The organism is Nonomuraea rhodomycinica, from assembly GCF_013363995.1.
Lineage (GTDB): Bacteria > Actinomycetota > Actinomycetes > Streptosporangiales > Streptosporangiaceae > Nonomuraea > Nonomuraea rhodomycinica.
This window is the reverse complement of the sequence record NZ_JABWGO010000001.1, coordinates 1,006,997-1,021,992: the sequence shown is the minus strand read 5'-3', so window position 1 is coordinate 1,021,992 and position 14,996 is coordinate 1,006,997. Positions and strand designations below refer to the sequence as shown.

Annotated in this window: 15 protein-coding genes; 5 read left to right on the top strand and 10 right to left on the bottom strand. The window is 73.5% G+C overall.

Translation table 11 applies throughout. The features are described from left to right. The 3 genes from HT134_RS04795 to HT134_RS04785 form a co-directional block, all read left to right on the top strand. Positions 1-400, top strand: a 400-nt coding sequence (locus tag HT134_RS04795) for an RICIN domain-containing protein (protein WP_175598997.1), incomplete at its 5' end; no start/stop codon positions are given. A 66-nt stretch (positions 401-466) separates the two neighbouring features. After that, a complete protein-coding gene (locus HT134_RS04790) occupies positions 467-2,047 on the top strand; it encodes a lectin (RefSeq protein ID WP_175598996.1) in 1,581 nt (526 codons plus the stop codon). Positions 2,048-2,165: 118 nt separating this feature from the next. Next, a complete protein-coding gene (locus HT134_RS04785; protein ID WP_175598995.1) occupies positions 2,166-3,248 on the top strand; it encodes a TIGR03618 family F420-dependent PPOX class oxidoreductase in 1,083 nt (360 codons plus the stop codon). A gap of 64 nt (positions 3,249-3,312) precedes the next feature. Here the strand turns inward: HT134_RS04785 and HT134_RS04780 are convergent, their stop codons facing one another. From HT134_RS04780 to HT134_RS04735, 10 genes are read right to left on the bottom strand one after another with little or no spacing between them, the layout of a single operon-like run. After that, positions 3,313-4,737 carry an ABC transporter ATP-binding protein gene (locus HT134_RS04780; RefSeq protein ID WP_175598994.1) on the bottom strand — a complete coding sequence of 475 codons (1,425 nt, stop codon included), beginning with the start codon at positions 4,735-4,737 and terminating at the stop codon, positions 3,313-3,315. Further along, positions 4,724-5,479, bottom strand: a complete 756-nt coding sequence (locus HT134_RS04775) for an ABC transporter permease (protein ID WP_175598993.1) — start codon at positions 5,477-5,479, stop codon at positions 4,724-4,726. The genes HT134_RS04780 and HT134_RS04775 overlap by 14 nt, the downstream gene beginning before the upstream one ends. After that, on the bottom strand, positions 5,476-6,387 hold the full coding sequence (locus tag HT134_RS04770) for an ABC transporter permease (protein ID WP_312887974.1): 912 nt from the start codon (positions 6,385-6,387) through the stop codon (positions 5,476-5,478). The genes HT134_RS04775 and HT134_RS04770 overlap by 4 nt, the downstream gene beginning before the upstream one ends. After that, complete coding sequence (locus tag HT134_RS04765) at positions 6,384-7,919, bottom strand: ABC transporter substrate-binding protein (RefSeq protein WP_175598992.1); 1,536 nt, start codon at positions 7,917-7,919, stop codon at positions 6,384-6,386. The genes HT134_RS04770 and HT134_RS04765 overlap by 4 nt, the downstream gene beginning before the upstream one ends. Then, positions 7,912-8,673: a class I SAM-dependent methyltransferase gene (locus tag HT134_RS04760; protein WP_175598991.1), complete on the bottom strand. Its 762-nt coding sequence runs from the start codon at positions 8,671-8,673 to the stop codon at positions 7,912-7,914. The genes HT134_RS04765 and HT134_RS04760 overlap by 8 nt, the downstream gene beginning before the upstream one ends. After that, positions 8,670-9,812, bottom strand: coding sequence for an MFS transporter (locus HT134_RS04755; protein WP_175598990.1), 1,143 nt, complete (start codon positions 9,810-9,812; stop codon positions 8,670-8,672). Before HT134_RS04755 ends, HT134_RS04760 begins: the two co-directional genes overlap by 4 nt. Continuing rightward, positions 9,809-10,792, bottom strand: a complete 984-nt coding sequence (locus tag HT134_RS04750) for an enolase C-terminal domain-like protein (RefSeq protein ID WP_175598989.1) — start codon at positions 10,790-10,792, stop codon at positions 9,809-9,811. Before HT134_RS04750 ends, HT134_RS04755 begins: the two co-directional genes overlap by 4 nt. Next, entirely contained in the window at positions 10,789-11,832 is a 1,044-nt protein-coding gene (locus HT134_RS04745) for a PLP-dependent cysteine synthase family protein (RefSeq protein WP_175598988.1), read from the bottom strand. The genes HT134_RS04750 and HT134_RS04745 overlap by 4 nt, the downstream gene beginning before the upstream one ends. Continuing rightward, a complete protein-coding gene (locus HT134_RS04740) occupies positions 11,829-12,614 on the bottom strand; it encodes a Rossmann-like domain-containing protein (RefSeq protein WP_175598987.1) in 786 nt (261 codons plus the stop codon). Before HT134_RS04740 ends, HT134_RS04745 begins: the two co-directional genes overlap by 4 nt. Beyond that, on the bottom strand, positions 12,611-13,864 hold the full coding sequence (locus HT134_RS04735; protein WP_175598986.1) for an ATP-grasp domain-containing protein: 1,254 nt from the start codon (positions 13,862-13,864) through the stop codon (positions 12,611-12,613). Before HT134_RS04735 ends, HT134_RS04740 begins: the two co-directional genes overlap by 4 nt. A gap of 198 nt (positions 13,865-14,062) precedes the next feature. On the opposite strand from HT134_RS04735, the gene HT134_RS04730 reads away from it, so the two are divergent. Both HT134_RS04730 and HT134_RS04725 read left to right on the top strand, forming a co-directional pair. Beyond that, on the top strand, positions 14,063-14,500 hold the full coding sequence (locus HT134_RS04730; protein ID WP_175598985.1) for an Hsp20/alpha crystallin family protein: 438 nt from the start codon (positions 14,063-14,065) through the stop codon (positions 14,498-14,500). A gap of 149 nt (positions 14,501-14,649) precedes the next feature. Next, positions 14,650-14,985, top strand: a complete 336-nt coding sequence (locus HT134_RS04725) for a MerR family transcriptional regulator (protein WP_175598984.1) — start codon at positions 14,650-14,652, stop codon at positions 14,983-14,985. The last annotated feature ends 11 nt before the right edge of the window (positions 14,986-14,996 follow it).

Genomic DNA, 14,996 nt, shown 5'->3' with positions numbered 1-14,996 from the left:
GCCGACGCCCCCGCCCGCGGGGGCGATCAAGGGGGTGGGGTCGGGCAGATGCCTGGACGTCTCCGGTGCCTCGCAGGCGAACGGCGCGCAGGCGCAGATCTGGGACTGCAACGGCCAGGCGAACCAGCAGTGGACGCCGACGGCGAGCGGTGAGCTGCGGGTCTACGGCACCAAGTGCCTGGACGTGTACGACCGGGGCACGGCCGACGGCACGAACGTCATCGTCTGGGACTGCAACGGCCAGGACAACCAGCGCTGGCGGCTCAACGCCGACGGCACCATCACCGCCGTCGGGGCGAACAAGTGCCTGGACGTGCCGAGCAACTCCACCGCCAACGGCACCAGACTCCAGATCTGGTCCTGCAGCGGCGCCGCCAACCAGCGCTGGAGCCACGCCTGACCCATGACGCGGCCGCCTGGCGGCTCGCCCCGAGACCTTCCCGCTCCCCGTATCCGGAGGTATCACATGCGCACCCTTCTTGGCTTAGCCCTGGCGGCGGTACTCGCGGCCGGCTCAGTCGTCGCGGTCGGCGGTGCGAGCTCGCCCGCCGCCGCCCTGGACAACGGCCTGGCCCGCACCCCTCAGATGGGCTGGAACGACTGGAACAGCTTCGGCTGCAACGTCAACGACGGCCTGATCCGTCAGACGGCCGACGCCATGGTCTCCAGCGGCATGGCGGCGGCGGGCTACGCCTACGTCAACATCGACGACTGCTGGTCCACCAAGAGCCGCAACGCCAACGGTGACCTGGTGCCCGATCCGCAGAAGTTCCCCAACGGCATCAAGGCCCTGGCCGACTACGTCCACTCCAAGGGGCTCAAGCTCGGCATCTACTCCTCCGCCGGAACCACGACGTGCGCGGGGTACCCGGCCAGCCTCGGCAACGAGCGGCGGGACGCGGCCCTGTGGGCGTCCTGGGGGATCGACTATCTGAAGTACGACAACTGCGGCGACCACAAGGGCCTGAACGGGCAGCAGCGGTACACCGCCATGCGCGACGCGCTGGCCGCGACCGGACGTCAGATCCTGTACAGCCTGTGCAACTGGGGGCAGGAGAGCGTCTGGACGTGGGGGATGGCCGTGGGCAACTCCTGGCGCGACACCGGCGACATCGCGGCCAACTGGGGCTCCATCATGGGAATCCTGGACCAGCAGGTCGGACGCGAGGCGTACTCGGGCCCGGGCGGATGGAACGACCCCGACATGCTGGAGGTCGGCGTCGGCGGCGTGACGGGGACCGAGGGCCGTGCGCACTTCAGCCTGTGGTCGCTGCTGAACGCGCCGCTCCTCGCCGGGAACGACATCCGCACGATGAGCGCCGACACGCGCACCATCCTCACCAACACCGAGGTCATCGCGGTCAACCAGGACTGGGGCGGCAGGCAGGGCCACAAGATCAGCGACAGCGGCGACCTGGAGGTCTGGCGCAAGCCGATGTCGAACGGCTCCGTCGCGGTCGTGCTGCTCAACCGGGGCACCGCCACCTCGACGGTCTCGACCACCGCCGCCGCCCTGGGGCTGGGGTCCGCCGCCTCCTACTCGGTGCGCGACCTGTGGGCGCACACGACGTCCTCCTCCTCCGGGACGATCAGCGCGTCGGTCCCCGGGCACGGCGCCGCCATGTACGTCGTGACCGGAGGGGGCATCGTCACGCCCCCGCCCGCGGGGGCGATCAAGGGGGTGGGGTCGGGCAGATGCCTGGACGTCTCCGGTGCCTCGCAGGCGAACGGCGCGCAGGCGCAGATCTGGGACTGCAACGGCCAGGCGAACCAGCAGTGGACGCCGACGGCGAGCGGTGAGCTGCGGGTCTACGGCACCAAGTGCCTGGACGTGTACGACCGGGGCACGGCCGACGGCACGAACGTCATCGTCTGGGACTGCAACGGCCAGGACAACCAGCGCTGGCGGCTCAACGCCGACGGCACCATCACCGCCGTCGGGGCGAACAAGTGCCTGGACGTGCCGAACAACGCCACCGCCAACGGCACCAGGCTGACCATCTGGTCGTGCAACGGCGGCGTCAACCAACGCTGGACCCGTACCTGAACCGACAGGGCCGGCCCAGGGCCACGGGCATGCGGGGGAATGATCCGCTCTAGTCGATCTCGTCTGGTCGAGTTCGACCATGGAGTCGTCGATGCCGCCACGCCCGTTGCGTACCCCCATGACCGTGGCCGTGCTCGGCCTGCTGGCCGAGCGCGCGCGTCACGTCTACGACATGCGCCTGGAGATGCGCGAACGCGGCCACGACCGCACCCTGAAGATCAAGAACGCGTCGTTCTACGACGTCCTGCCCCGGCTGGCGGGCGCCGGCCTGATCACCGAGGGGGAGACGGTCCGCGAGGGCGCCCGGCCCGAGCGGACCGTCCACCACATCACGGAGGCGGGGCGGGCGAGCCTGCGAGCGTGGCTGCGCGAGTTGCTCGACGGTCCCGAAGACGACACCTCCGGTTTCACGGTCGTGCTCATGTTCATGTTCGCCCTGCCCCGGACCGAGGTGATCGCCCTGCTGGAGCGCCGGGCCGAGCGGATGGCGCGGTACGTCGAGGAGACCGGCCGGGCGCTGGACGCCGCGGCCCGGGACGGGGTCGAGCCGGTGTTCCTCGCCGACCACGCCTTCCCCCTGGCCCTGCGCCGCGCCGAACGCGACTGGCTGCGCGCCTTCACCACCCGGCTCCTGGCCCGCACGATCAGCATCGGCGCCGACCTCGGCGTCGAGCTGGAAGGAGGATGGACCGTCCCCGTCGGCCCGCACCAGCTCGACCTGTGCCGGGAGGCCGGATTCACCGCCGTCCGGAGCCCTCGGCCTCGGGACGTCCGGGCACGTAAGCTGTCGATCATGAGCGTTCACCTCAGCGACTCCGCACGCGAGATCCTCGACGCCCCCAACATCGGCATCCTCGCCACGCTCAACCCCGACGGCAGCCCGCAGACCTCGGTCGTCTGGGTCGGCACCGACGGCGACGACGTGGTCATCTCCTCCGAGGCCGGCAGGCGCAAGGTCCTCAACCTGGAACGGGACCCGCGCGCCAGCCTGAGCGTGTTCGACCTCGCGGACCCCGAGAGGTACGTCGAGGTTCGCGGGTCGGCGACGGTCACCGAGGACGAGGGAAGGCGACTGGCGGCGGCGCTGGCGGAGAAGTACGAGGGCGCCGGCGGCGGGGAGGAGTACCTCCGGCTCCCTCCGGAACGGGTGCGCGTGACGATCCGGATCACCCCGCACCGCGTGCTCGGCTACGCGGCCTGAACCCGCCCCGCCCCGCCGCGCGGACGCCGGGCCACGTGCGTGAAGCGCGGCGGCGGGAAGTGGCTCATCGGTCCGGGGCGGGGAGGAGGAGCCGGCCGGCGGGGCGGTGGAGCAGCCGGCCGGCGGGGCCGTGCTCGATCAGGCGGCCGTCGTGGACGACCGCGACCCGGTCGGCGATCCGCGCGGCCAGGGCGAGGTCGTGGCTGATGACGATCAGCGTCACGTCGAGGGCGGTGAGCAGGTCGAGCACCTCGGCCTGGGTGACCGGGTCGAGGCCGGAGGTGATCTCGTCGCAGATCAGCACGTCGGGGCGGGCGAGCAGGGCGCGGGCCAGGGCGGCGCGCTGGAGTTCGCCGCCGGAGAGCGCGTGGGGGCGTCGCCGGGCGGTGTCGTGGTCCAGGCCGAGCGCGGCGAGGGTCTCGACGGCCTCCCGGCGGGCGGCGGGCACGGGCAGGGCGCGCAGGCGTACGGCGGTCCTGGCGGCCTGGTCCACGACGGCGCGGTAGGGGTCGAACGAGGCCAGGGCGTTCTGGAAGACGTACTGGACGCGGGCCAGGTCGGCGCGGTCGCGCCGCCGGGGCAGGGGGCGGCCGGCCAGGCGCACGGCGCCGGAGGACCAGGGGCGCAGGCCGGCGACGCACCGGGCGAGGGTCGTCTTCCCGCTGCCCGAGCGGCCGACGACGGCCAGCCGTTCGCCCCGGGCGACGTCGAGCGTCACCTCGCGCAGGATCCCGGCGCCGAGATCCTCGATCTCCAGGAGGGCGACCGGTTCCGCGCGGGGCTCCGGCACGCGGGGGCGCGCGGTGACCAGAGCCCTGGCGTACGCGGTACGCGGCCGGTCCATAACCGTGGGGCCGGACTCGACGACGCGGCCGTCCTTGAGCACGACGACCTGGTCGGCCAGGTCCCGTACCAGGTCGAGGTCATGGCTGAGCAGGACGACCGCGATGCCGAGCCCGGACAGTTCGGCGGCGACCTCGGCCCGGGTGACGGCGTCCTGGCCGGTGGTGGGCTCGTCGGCGACGATCACGGAAGGGCCGGCCAGCAGGGTGTGCGCCAGGACGAGCCGCTGTTGCTGCCCGCCGGACAACTGGTGCGGGAAGCGGCGCAGGAAGTCCCGGTCGCGGGGGAGGCGGGCCTTGCGCAGGGCCTCGGGCACGGAGGTGCCGTGGCGCGCCGCGATCTGGCGGAGCACGGTGCCGACGCGCAGCACCGGATTGAGCACGGTCGCGGGATGTTGCGGGATGAACCCGACGGTTCCGGGCGGCGGAGGCTGGACGGCGCTGACGTGGCGCCCCGCCACGGTGACGCGGCCGGTGACGCGGGCGCCGGGCGGGTGCTCGCCGAGCAGGGCGAGCGCGGTGGTGGTCTTGCCGCTGCCGGACGCGCCGACCAGGGCCAGGGTCCGCGCGGCGGGAAGGGTGAAGCCGACCCTGTCCACCAGGGTCCGCCCGGCCACGGTGACCGTGAGATCGTCAACGTGGAGCATGACGGGCCCCCTTCAGGACGCGGTCCACCGTGAGGTTCAGCCCGACGGCGAGCATGACGATCATCAGGCTGGGGGCGAGCACGGCCCACGGGTTGAGGAAGAGCCCGCCCCGGTTGCGGTCGACCATCACCGCCCAGTCACCCGCGTCCGGCGGCACCCCGACGCCGAGGAAGCTCGCGGCGGCGATGAGATAGAGCGAGCCGGTCAGCCGGGTGCCCGCGTCGGTGGCGAGCACGCGGGCCATGGAGCGGGCGACGAACCCGGCGGTGATCCGCCACCAGCCCTCACCCTGCAGCCGCATGGCCTCCACGGCCGGGCGGCTGCCGGCCTCCAGGGCGCAGGCGCGTACCAGGCGGGCGATGTCGGGCAGGTGGACCAGCATGACGATCCAGCCGAGCGCGCCGGCGGGGGCGAGGGCGGCCACCACCAGGAGCAGCAGCAGGGAGGGCACCGCCATGAGCAGGTCGAGCGGCCGCATCATGACCTCGTCGAGCATCCTGGGCGCGCTCGCCGCGGCCAGGCCCCACAGGCCGCCCAGCAGGTACGCGCCGGCGGTGGCCAGCAGCGCCGTCACCACCAGGGTCCGCCCGCCCAGGAGCACCTGGTGCCAGACGTCGCGCCCGGCGAAGTCGGTGCCGAGCACGCCCACGTCGGCGAAGGAGGCCGAACGCGCCACCTCGTACGGGATCAGCGGCCCCGCGAAGGCCACGACCAGCGGCACGGCGAGCAGCAGATACCTCATGCGCGGGGCGCCAGCCGGAAGGACACGACGTCGGCGAGCAGGTTCACCAGGACGGTCGTGGCGGCGAACAGGAGCGCGAGCCCCTGCAGGACCGGCAGGTCCCGGTGGCCGACCGCGTCGGCGAGGGTGCTGCCGAGTCCGGGGATCACGAACACGGCCTCGACCACGATGACGCCGCCGAGCAGCCAGTCGACGGTGCGGGCCAGGTGCTGCACGGCGGGCGCGAGCGCGTTGGGCAGCGCGTGCGCGAACCAGTTCAGCCCCAGGCGGCGGGCGTGCCGCACGTACGGCGAGGCCAGGACGTCGATCATCGCCGAGCGGATCAGCCGCCCGGTGGAGCAGACGGGCCGGACCAGCAGCACCGACACCGGCAGCACCAGGGCGGCGGCGGTGAGCCCGCCGAGCCCGGTCGGCGGCAGCCACGCCAGCGCCACGCCGAAGACCGCCACCAGCACGATGGCCAGCGCGAACTCCGGCACCGCGTAGAGCGCGGCGCTCACCGTGGTCAGCGCGCGGTCGAGCCGGCCGCCCTCGCGCCGGGCGGCGGCGACCCCGAGCCCGACCGAGAGCGGCACCAGGAACAGCACCGTGAGTCCGGCCAGGACGGCGGTGGGGGCCAGCGCGTCCAGGACGATCCCGGTGACCGGGCGGCCCGAGACGAGCGAGGCGCCGAGGTCGCCGTGCGCCAGGGCGGCTGCCCAGGCGGCGAGACGTTCGGCGAGGGGGCGGTCCAGGCCGAGGGCGGCGCGGACGGCCGCGATCCTGGCCGGGTCGGGCTGGTCGCCCGCCAGCACCACCGCGGCGTCGCCCGGCAGCGACTCCACCATCAGGAACACCAGGCAGGCGACCCCGGTGACCTGCAGGACGCCGACGGCCAGGCGGCGCGCGGCGTAACGGGTCAGGTTCACGCCAGTCTCACCTTGTCGAACCTGGCCCAGTCCAGGGTGTTGGCGGGCGCGGGACGTACGCCCGTCACGTGGGGCGCGGTGGCGACGATCCAGTCGGCGAACCCCCACACCAGCAGCCCCCCTTCGGCGTGCAACATCTGCTGCATGCTCAGGTAGGCGGCCTCCCGGTCGGCGGCGGACGGCGCGGAGACGGCCTTGTCGTACAGGGCGTCGAACTCCGGTCTGGCCCACCGGGTGGCGTTCGTGGTGGAGCTGGAGAGCAGCCGCTGGGCGATGTGGGTCTCGATCGGCATCGCGCCGGAGCGGAAGCTGACCAGGGAGCCCTTGGTGAGGATGTCCGACCAGTACGTGTCCTTGCTGCCGTTCACGACGGTGGCCTTCAGCCCGGCGGCGCGCAGCTGGTCGGCGAAGACGGTGGCCGCCTCGACGAAGCCGGCCGCGGCCGTGGAGGTGGTCAGCTCGATCGGGAGTCCCTCCGCGCCCGCCTTCCTGATCAGCGCCTTGGCCCGGTCGAGGTCGAAGGCGCGCTGGGGGATGCTTTCGGCGTAGTGCAGGTAGCCCTTGCCGAACAGGTCGTTGCCGATCTGCCCGGCGCCGGGCATGACGGTGTCGACGAGTTGCCGCCGGTCGGTGAGCAGGAACAACGCCTCCCGCAGGCGCGGATCGTCGAACGGCGCGCGGTCCACCTTCATCGCGAACGCGTTCATCGAGCTGCCGGGCGCGCGGATGACCGTGACGCGTCCCGCGTGCCGGCGGGCGGAGGCCGGGGTGAGGTCGTGGGCGTACTCGACCTGGCCGCCGAGCAGCGCGTTCACCCGCGCGGACTCCTCGTTGGCGATGAGGAACTCCAGCTCCTCGACGGACGGCGCGCCCTCCCAGTAGTCGGGGTAGCGCTTGAGCAGCACCGAGCTGCCCGGCTTCCAGGACACGAAGGAGAACGGCCCGGACCCCACCGGCCTGCTGAAGTCCGTGGTGCCCTCCGGGACGATGTACGCGCCGAAGGCGGCCAGCACGTTCGGGAACTCGGCGAACGGCCGCCTGAGCCTGAACTCGACCGCGCGGTCGCCGACGGCCCGGCTGTCGCGCAGGTCGATGAGGGCGAGGCTGGACCTGGCGCGGAACGCCTTGCCCGGGTCGGTGATCCTGGCGTAGCTGGCCAGGACGTCCTGGGCGCGCACCGGGCGGCCGTCGTGGAAGGTCGCCTGCCGCAGGGTGACGCGCCAGCGGGTGAAGTCGGCGTTCGGCTCCCAGCTCTCGGCCAGGCGGGGCCGGGGGGAGACGTCCGAGCCGAGGTCGGCGAGCTTGTCGTACAGGGCCTTGGCGCGGGCGGCCTCGTTGAACAGGTTGGCCAGGTGCGGGTCGAGCACCTCGGTGGCGCCGCCGCCGGCGAACACGGCACGCAGCCTTCCGCCGCCGCCGGAGGAGGACGAAGAGGAGGAGGACGAGGAGGCGCCGCCCGTGCCGCATCCGGCGAGCAGCGCGGCTCCGGCGGTCAGGCCGAGGAAGCCGCGGCGGCTGAGGTGGTCACGCATGATGGGGGTCCTTCGCGGATCGGGCGACGACGTGGAGTCGGTCGGCGGACAGGGGCGGGCCGTCGTGCGGCTCCGCCCGCGGCCCTGGCTGGTCGAACAGGTCCAGAAGCTCGAAGCCGGCCACGGCCAGGAAATAGGCGAGCTCCCGCGGGAAGAGCAGCCGCCACGCCGAGCGCTGCTCCAGCGGCCCGCCGCCCGGCCAGGACCAGACGCGGCGGCGGCGCAGCAGCTGGGCGGCGTGGTCCAGCCACAACTCGGTGCGGGAGGTGTAGGTGACGCCGCCGTGGGTGACGGCGCGGGTGAACGGTTCGGGTACCGGGTGGGTGAGGAAGTGCGCGCCGTTGCGCATCTCGGCGATCAGCAGGCCGCCGGGGCGCAGGTGCTCGCGGCAGCGCTCCATGAAGGCGGCCAGCTCGGCGTTGGTGTGGCAGTACAGCAGGGCGCTGTCCAGGCACGTCACCACGTCGAACCGGCGGCCGAGCGCGAAGTCCCGCATGTCGGCGTGGACGAAGCGCACCCCGGGGTGGCGCTCGCGCGCGTAGGCCAGCATCGGCCGCGACACGTCGACGCCGGTGACGTCGTAGCCGAGGCGGGCCAGGTGGCCGGCGTCACGGCCGGTGCCGCAGCCGACGTCCAGCAGCCGCGGCCCGCCGCCGAAGCGGCGAACCTGGTCGTCCACGAAGCGGGCCGCCTTGTGGTCCGGGTCGGGGAACTGGGTCTCGTACAGGGCGGGGTGGTCGGTCAGGAAGTTCACGCGGGCACCGCCGCGCGGCGTTCGAGGAGCAGGACGGCGGTCGCGCAGGTCAGGCCGATCGCCGCGCACACGACGAACCCGGCCGGGCCCGCCCAGCCGATCAGCGCGGTGCTGACGGCGGCGACGGCCCCGGAGACCAGGTAGAAGACGCCGAAGTAGGTGCCGGCCAGCGACTCGCCGCCGAAGGCGCCGATGCGCTCGTACACGAACGGGTGGGCCATCATCACGCCGAAGGCCAGCGCCAGCACCGCGACCAGCACCGGGACGACGCCCGGGAGCAGCGCGGGGACGAGGAAGCCCGCACCCATCACGGCCAGGCCCCACGCCATCGCGCGGTCCCGGGTCGTCGCCGCCTCCAGCCGCTTGGTGATCCGCACCTGGAACAGCAGGGTCGCCACCGTGGACACCAGGAACAGCAGCGCCACCGAGCCCGCCGTGCCCGTCGCCCGCTCGGCGGCGAGCGGCAGGACCAGGTAGAGCTGGTTCTGCAGGGCGTACATGCCGCTGAGGGAGAGGGTGAAGGCGAGGAAGCGGCGGTCGGCCAGGCAGCGCCGCCAGTCGCCGAGCACGGACGAGCCGCTCGGCGTCACCTCGCGCGCGGGCAGGACGCACGCCTGCGCGACGGTCAGCACCGCGAAGATCACGGCGGCGGTGATCGCGGCGGCGCGGAAGTCCACCAGCAGCAGCGCGCCGCCGAGCACCGGCCCGCACAGCGCCCCCGCCTGGGCGAACACGTTGAACAGCGCGAACGCCCTGGCCTTGTCGGGGGCGGCCACCGCGATGTACCCGCGGACGGCCGGGTTGAACAGCGCCCCGGCCAGCCCGCTGAGCACGGCCGCCGCGAGCAGCAGCGGCAGCGTGACGCCGAACGCGAACAGCCCGAATCCGACGGCCCGCAGCGCGCACCCCGCGATGATCACGCGACGCGCGCCCAGCCGGTCGGAGGCCGAGCCGCCGACCAGGAACAGGCCCTGCTGGCTGAGGTTGCGCACCCCCAGCACGACGCCCGTGACCGCGGCCGACAGGCCCAGATCCTTGGTGAGGTGGCCGGCCAGGTACGGGACCAGCAGATAGAAGCCGGTGTTGACGCCGAACTGGTTGACCAGCAGCAGCCGTACGGCCCAGGAGAGCTCTCTCATGCCGGCCGCACCCCCAGCCCGGGCTCCCCGCCGAGCCGCAGCACGCCGTCGTGCCCGCCGATGCCGGTCCACGGGTCGTCGGCGAGCAGCAGGTGCCCGTCCAGGTCGACCCAGCGGGCCGACGGCGCCAGGTGGACGGCGGGCGCGATGCCCAGACTGCTGGCCACCTGGCAGCCGAGCATGAGCTCCAGGCCGCGGCCGGCGGCGTACGCGGCGATCCGCCGGGCCGCCGACAGGCCACCGCATTCGGCCAGCTTGACGTTCACGCCGTGGACGGCGTCCGGCAGGTTCACGACGTCCTCCAGGGTCCCCGCGTCCTCGTCGGCGACGACCGGGATCGGCGAACGTCCGGCCACCCAGGCGAGGTCGTCCAGGGCTCCGGGGGCGATCGGCTGCTCGACCGCCTCGACGCCCAGCGGGGCGACCGCGTCGAGGATCCGGACCGCCGCCTCGGGCGTCCAGGCGCCGTTGGGGTCCAGGAGCAGCCGTGCGTCCGGCGCGGCGCGGCGGATCGCGCGCACCCGCGCGACGTCGTCACCGCCGCCCAGCTTGATCTTGAGCATGGGCAGGGCGGGGACGTGGTCCTGGCCGATGCCCACGGTGAACGCGGTCACGGTGTCGGACCAGCGCGTGCCGAAGAGCGCGTGGACCGGCAGGCCGCGTCGTCTGCCCGCCAGGTCGTGCAGGGCCGCGTCCACGGCGGCGAGCACGCCGGGAGCGCCGGCGAGCAGATCGGGCACCGCCTCCAGCGCCTCCTCCGGGCTCGCCTGCTCCGCCAGCGCCGGGCGCAGCCGCCCGAGCAGGCCCGTGATCCGTTCGACGTCGAGCCGGTGGTGGACGCTGCTCACCGCCTCCCCGTGGCCGCGCAGCCCCTCGTGCTCGACGGCGATCACGACGGCGTCCCTGCCGGTCATCACCGACCGGGAGATCCGCAGCGGCTCGCGCAGTGCCAGCCGCGTCACGCTCCAGGTGAGCCTCACGCCGGCACCTCCGCGAGCAGCGGGTCGGCCACCGTGCGGCAGCGGGCCCAGCCGGACACCTCGACCGCGCGCGGATGCGCGATCTCCACGGGCTGGTCGTGGGGCCGCCCCAGCAGGCCGCGGTCCCGGCAGTAGTCGTCGTCGAAGATCGACCCGAGGTACCGGTCGGGCCCGTCCGGGAAGATCGAGACCACGGTGGCGCCGGGCTCCCTGCGCGCCGTCCACGCGGCGACCCTGGCGACCGCGCCGGTGCTCCACCCGCCGGTCACGAACGAGCCGCGGGCCAGCCTGCGGCAGGCGTCCACGGCCTCGACCGGACCCAGCCAGTGGACCTCGTCGAACAGCTCGTACGCCACGTTGCGCGGATGGATGCTGCTGCCCAGGCCGCGCATGAGCCTGAGCCGCGCGGGCTGCCCGAACACGGTGGAGCCCACGGTGTCCACCCCGACCAGGCGCAGGCCGGGCCAGTAGCGGCGCAGGCCGCGGAAGACCCCGGCGCTGTGCCCGCCGGTGCCCACGCTGCACACCAGCACGTCGGCGTGCGGCAGCCGCTCGGCCAGCTCCCGGGCCAGCGAGGCGTACCCGTCCGGGTTGTCGGGATTGTTGTACTGATCGGGCCAGTACGCGCCCGGCAGCCGCTCCAGCACCTCGCGTACCCGGTCCAGCCGTGCCCGCTGCCAGCCGCCCCCCGGGTGGGGACGGTCCACGACCTCGAGGCGCACCCCGTACGCGCGAAGCAGGGCCCGCATCCCCGGTTCGAGCTCGTCGTCCACCACCAGGACGACCGGATGCCCGAGGCACTGCCCCGCGAAGGCCAGGCCGATCCCGAGCGTCCCGCTGGTGGACTCCACGACGGGGGCGCCGGGAGCCAGGTCGCCGCGCGCGCGGGCGGCGGTGAGCATCGACACGGCGGCGCGGGCCTTCATCCCGCCGACGCCGAACCCCTCCAGCTTCGCCCAGAACCCGCCGTGCGGATGGGGGAGCGGGGCGGTGATCCGGGCCAGCGGCGTGCCGCCGGCCAGGGACAACAGCTCGTTCACGGCCGCTCCCTGTAACGGAAGACGACGGTGTCGCCGCCGTCGAGCCAGAAGAACGGGTACGGCTCGGCCGACACCGCCGTGACCCCCGCGCCGAGGAAGTGCGGCAGGATCGCGCTGCCCGTCTGGGCGTACATCACCAGCGGCTTGCCCCAGGAGCGGGCATGGTCGAGCAGGACCGGGAAACCCCCGTTGCCGAGGGTCATCCCCGAGGCCAGCACGCAGTCGCAGCCGTCCAGGGCCTGGGTGAGGTCGGTGACCACCGGCTCGCCCCACTCGGTGGCGCCGCCCTTGAGGTCGCACGGCACGTAACGCAGGCCCCGCTCGCGCAGGCGGTGCAGCAACGAGTTGACCACGCCGACCACGAGGACCCGTTCGGCGTGAGCGGGCAGCAGGTCCGTCACGGCCGCCGCCCGTGCCAGGGACTTGTCCAGGGACGTTCCCGCCGGCACGGTCACCCGCTCACCCCAGTGGGGGCGGGACGCCATCAGGTAGGCGTCGAGCGCGGCCACGCGGATCGCCGGCGCCCGATGCGCCAGCAGGTCGGCGACGGACGCGCCGACGCACTCCTCGACGGTCGCATCGGCGATCTCGTCCGGTTCGACGGCGCAGGAGCCCACGGCCCGGCCCACCCGCAGGCTGACCACGTGGTTGCGGTAGGCGCGGCCACGCGAGTCGTGCCGTACGCCCTGCCGGGTGGTGAAGGCGGTGCTGACCCGCTCCGTCGCGGGCTCCGGGCCCAGCTCGCCGGCGAGCGCCCGCTTGGTCAGCGTCGTCAGGTTCATCGTTCGTACTCGACCTTCAGCGCGGCGACCAGCGCCTCCGCCCTCGTCCCGGCGTCGCCGCCGGCGAGGTCGGTCACCATGACGTGGCCGAGGTAGCCGTTGTTGCTCGTGGGCTCGCCCGCCTGGTGCCCGGCCGGCCGGACCGACCAGTCGACGACGTCGGGGGCGGCGGCGAGCTCGCCGGTCCCGTGCACGGTGGCGATGCGCCCGGCGCGTTCGGGCAGCAGGAAGGCGATGGCGGCGCTGCGCACCCCGGTCTCGGCGGGAGTGAGGTCGGGCCGCTCCCCGGCGGCGAGCCTGGCGTGGACCATCGGCAGGTCGATGCCGGTGACCCGGCGGACCAGCTCGGTGATCTGGTTGCCCGCCGGGCGCGGGTTGACCTCGATCAGCGCCGGGCCGGCCGGGGTGAGGCGCAGCTCGGTGTGCGCCACCCCCAGCTCCAGGCCGAGCGCCTCGACCGCGGCCGCCGCGGTCTTCGCCGCCTGCCCGGCCAGTCCGGCGTCGAGGGCGGCGGGGAACACGTGGCCGCTCTCGACGAACCACGGCTCGCCGGCCAGGCTCTTGCCGGTCACCCCCACCACGTGGACGTCACCGCCGAAGCTGACCGTCTCGACGCTCACCTCCGGCCCGGTGAGCAGCTCCTCCAGCAGGACGAGCGGCACCCGCCGCTGGCCGCGCGCGTTGACGGGGAACCCCGCGAGGTCGAGGAAGGCCGTGCGCAGCCCGGCCTGGTCGTGGACCTTCCGTACGTACATGCCGGCGCACAGGTCGACCGGCTTGACGACCAGCGGGTAGCCCAGGCCGTTCGCCGCCTCCACGGCCTCCTCCCAGGTGGCGGCCAGGGCGAACCGGGGGCCGGGGAGCCCGGCGTCGCGGAGCGCGGCGCGGGCGAGGTCCTTGCGGCAGGCCCGGCGTACCGACTCCGGCGAGGGGCCCGGCAGGTCCAGGCGCGCCGCGACCTCGGCCACGGCGGGCAGGTAGTAGTCGCACGAGGAGAGCACGCCGTCGAAGCCGAGCGCCTCGTGCAGCCGCTCCACCTGCGCGAGCAGCTCGGCGAGGTCGTTGGTCTCCGCGGTCAGCACATGGTCGGCCGCCAGCAGCGGATGCGACCGGGCGCCGGGCGAGGCGCGCAGGTAGTGGTGCAGGTCGCGGGTGAGGAAGGTGAAGCGGTGCCCCGCGTCGCGGATGGCGCGCGGCAGCAGCGCGCTCATCGCCCCGACCCAGCTTTCGATCATTAACAGATGTGCCATGCCATCCCCTCTGGCCCGATGTCTTGAAAATGATTACCATTGTCACCATGGCATGGCAATCCGGACATGGGCCGCGCGGAGTCGTGTTGACAACCGGGTGGAGAGGAAACCTATAATCCGAACTAGAGGTTTCCTCTCAACGGACAAGGAATCCCGGGTGATCGGGGAGGCCCCGGGGATCTTCGGAGGTGGAACACGATGCTGCTCACGTCGATCGATCCGTTCGTGCAGGAGTTCGAGCGTCAGTTCGACCGACTGGCCCGCCAGGCCGCACAGGGCAGTGGAGCGGTCATGCCGATGGACGGGATCCGCCGCGCCGACGACGTGGTGCTGCGGTTCGACCTGCCCGGCATCGACCCCGACTCCATCGAGGTCACCGTCGACCGCGGTGTGCTGTCGGTGACCGCGCGACGCGAGGAGGAGTTCGACGAGGACGAGCGCGTCTTCGTCCGGGAGCGGGTGATGGGCGCCTTCACCCGGCGCGTCTACCTGTCGGAGCACCTCGACGCCGACGCCATCGAAGCCGCCTACAACAACGGCGTGCTGGCCGTCCGCATCCCGGTGCTGGAGCGCGCCAAGCCGCGCAAGGTCGCCGTCCAGCAGAGCGGCGACACCTACAAGGCCATCAAGAGCTGACAGTCTCGGGACGCAACAGGTGCGGCCTCGTCGCGGTGCGCGGCATCGCGACGAGGCCGCCCGTCATTGCCCGAACGCGCCTCGCCCGCACTCTGCCCGCGCCCTGCCCGGACCCTGCCCGCGCCCTGCCGGCGCCAGGAGGAACGACCATGAGCCTGCCCTTCGACGACGAGCACGCGGCACTGTTCACGGTGGGGCAGGTCGCCTCGATGCTTCAGGTGCAGCAGGCGTTCCTGCGCCGCATCGACGACCACCAGGTGGTCTCTCCTCAGCGTTCGGCCGGCGGCCAGCGTCGCTACAGCCGCCATGAGATCGGCCTCGTCCAGCAGGTCGCGACGATGATGGACCAAGGGATGACGCTGCCGGCCATCCGCCACATCCTCGACCTGCAGCGCCGGCTCATCGAGGTGACGCGGGAGCGCGACGAGCTCGCCCGCCTGCTGGCCGAGCAGCGGCCCGAGGGCGGCCGCCGGAAGTCTCCCTGAATGCACCCGGG

What these genes read in the sequence shown, in the direction of transcription:
- HT134_RS04775 (WP_175598993.1), bottom strand. Translation starts at nt 5,479, where the DNA reads ATGAGGTATCTGCTGCTCGCCGTGCCGCTGGTCGTGGCCTTCGCGGGG.
- HT134_RS04790 (WP_175598996.1), top strand. Translation starts at nt 467, where the DNA reads ATGCGCACCCTTCTTGGCTTAGCCCTGGCGGCGGTACTCGCGGCCGGC.
- HT134_RS04725 (WP_175598984.1), top strand. Translation starts at nt 14,650, where the DNA reads ATGAGCCTGCCCTTCGACGACGAGCACGCGGCACTGTTCACGGTGGGG.
- HT134_RS04740 (WP_175598987.1), bottom strand. Translation starts at nt 12,614, where the DNA reads ATGAACCTGACGACGCTGACCAAGCGGGCGCTCGCCGGCGAGCTGGGC.
- HT134_RS04755 (WP_175598990.1), bottom strand. Translation starts at nt 9,812, where the DNA reads ATGAGAGAGCTCTCCTGGGCCGTACGGCTGCTGCTGGTCAACCAGTTC.
- HT134_RS04780 (WP_175598994.1), bottom strand. Translation starts at nt 4,737, where the DNA reads ATGCTCCACGTTGACGATCTCACGGTCACCGTGGCCGGGCGGACCCTG.
- HT134_RS04730 (WP_175598985.1), top strand. Translation starts at nt 14,063, where the DNA reads ATGCTGCTCACGTCGATCGATCCGTTCGTGCAGGAGTTCGAGCGTCAG.
- HT134_RS04765 (WP_175598992.1), bottom strand. Translation starts at nt 7,919, where the DNA reads ATGCGTGACCACCTCAGCCGCCGCGGCTTCCTCGGCCTGACCGCCGGA.
- HT134_RS04735 (WP_175598986.1), bottom strand. Translation starts at nt 13,864, where the DNA reads ATGGCACATCTGTTAATGATCGAAAGCTGGGTCGGGGCGATGAGCGCG.
- HT134_RS04785 (WP_175598995.1), top strand. Translation starts at nt 2,166, where the DNA reads ATGACCGTGGCCGTGCTCGGCCTGCTGGCCGAGCGCGCGCGTCACGTC.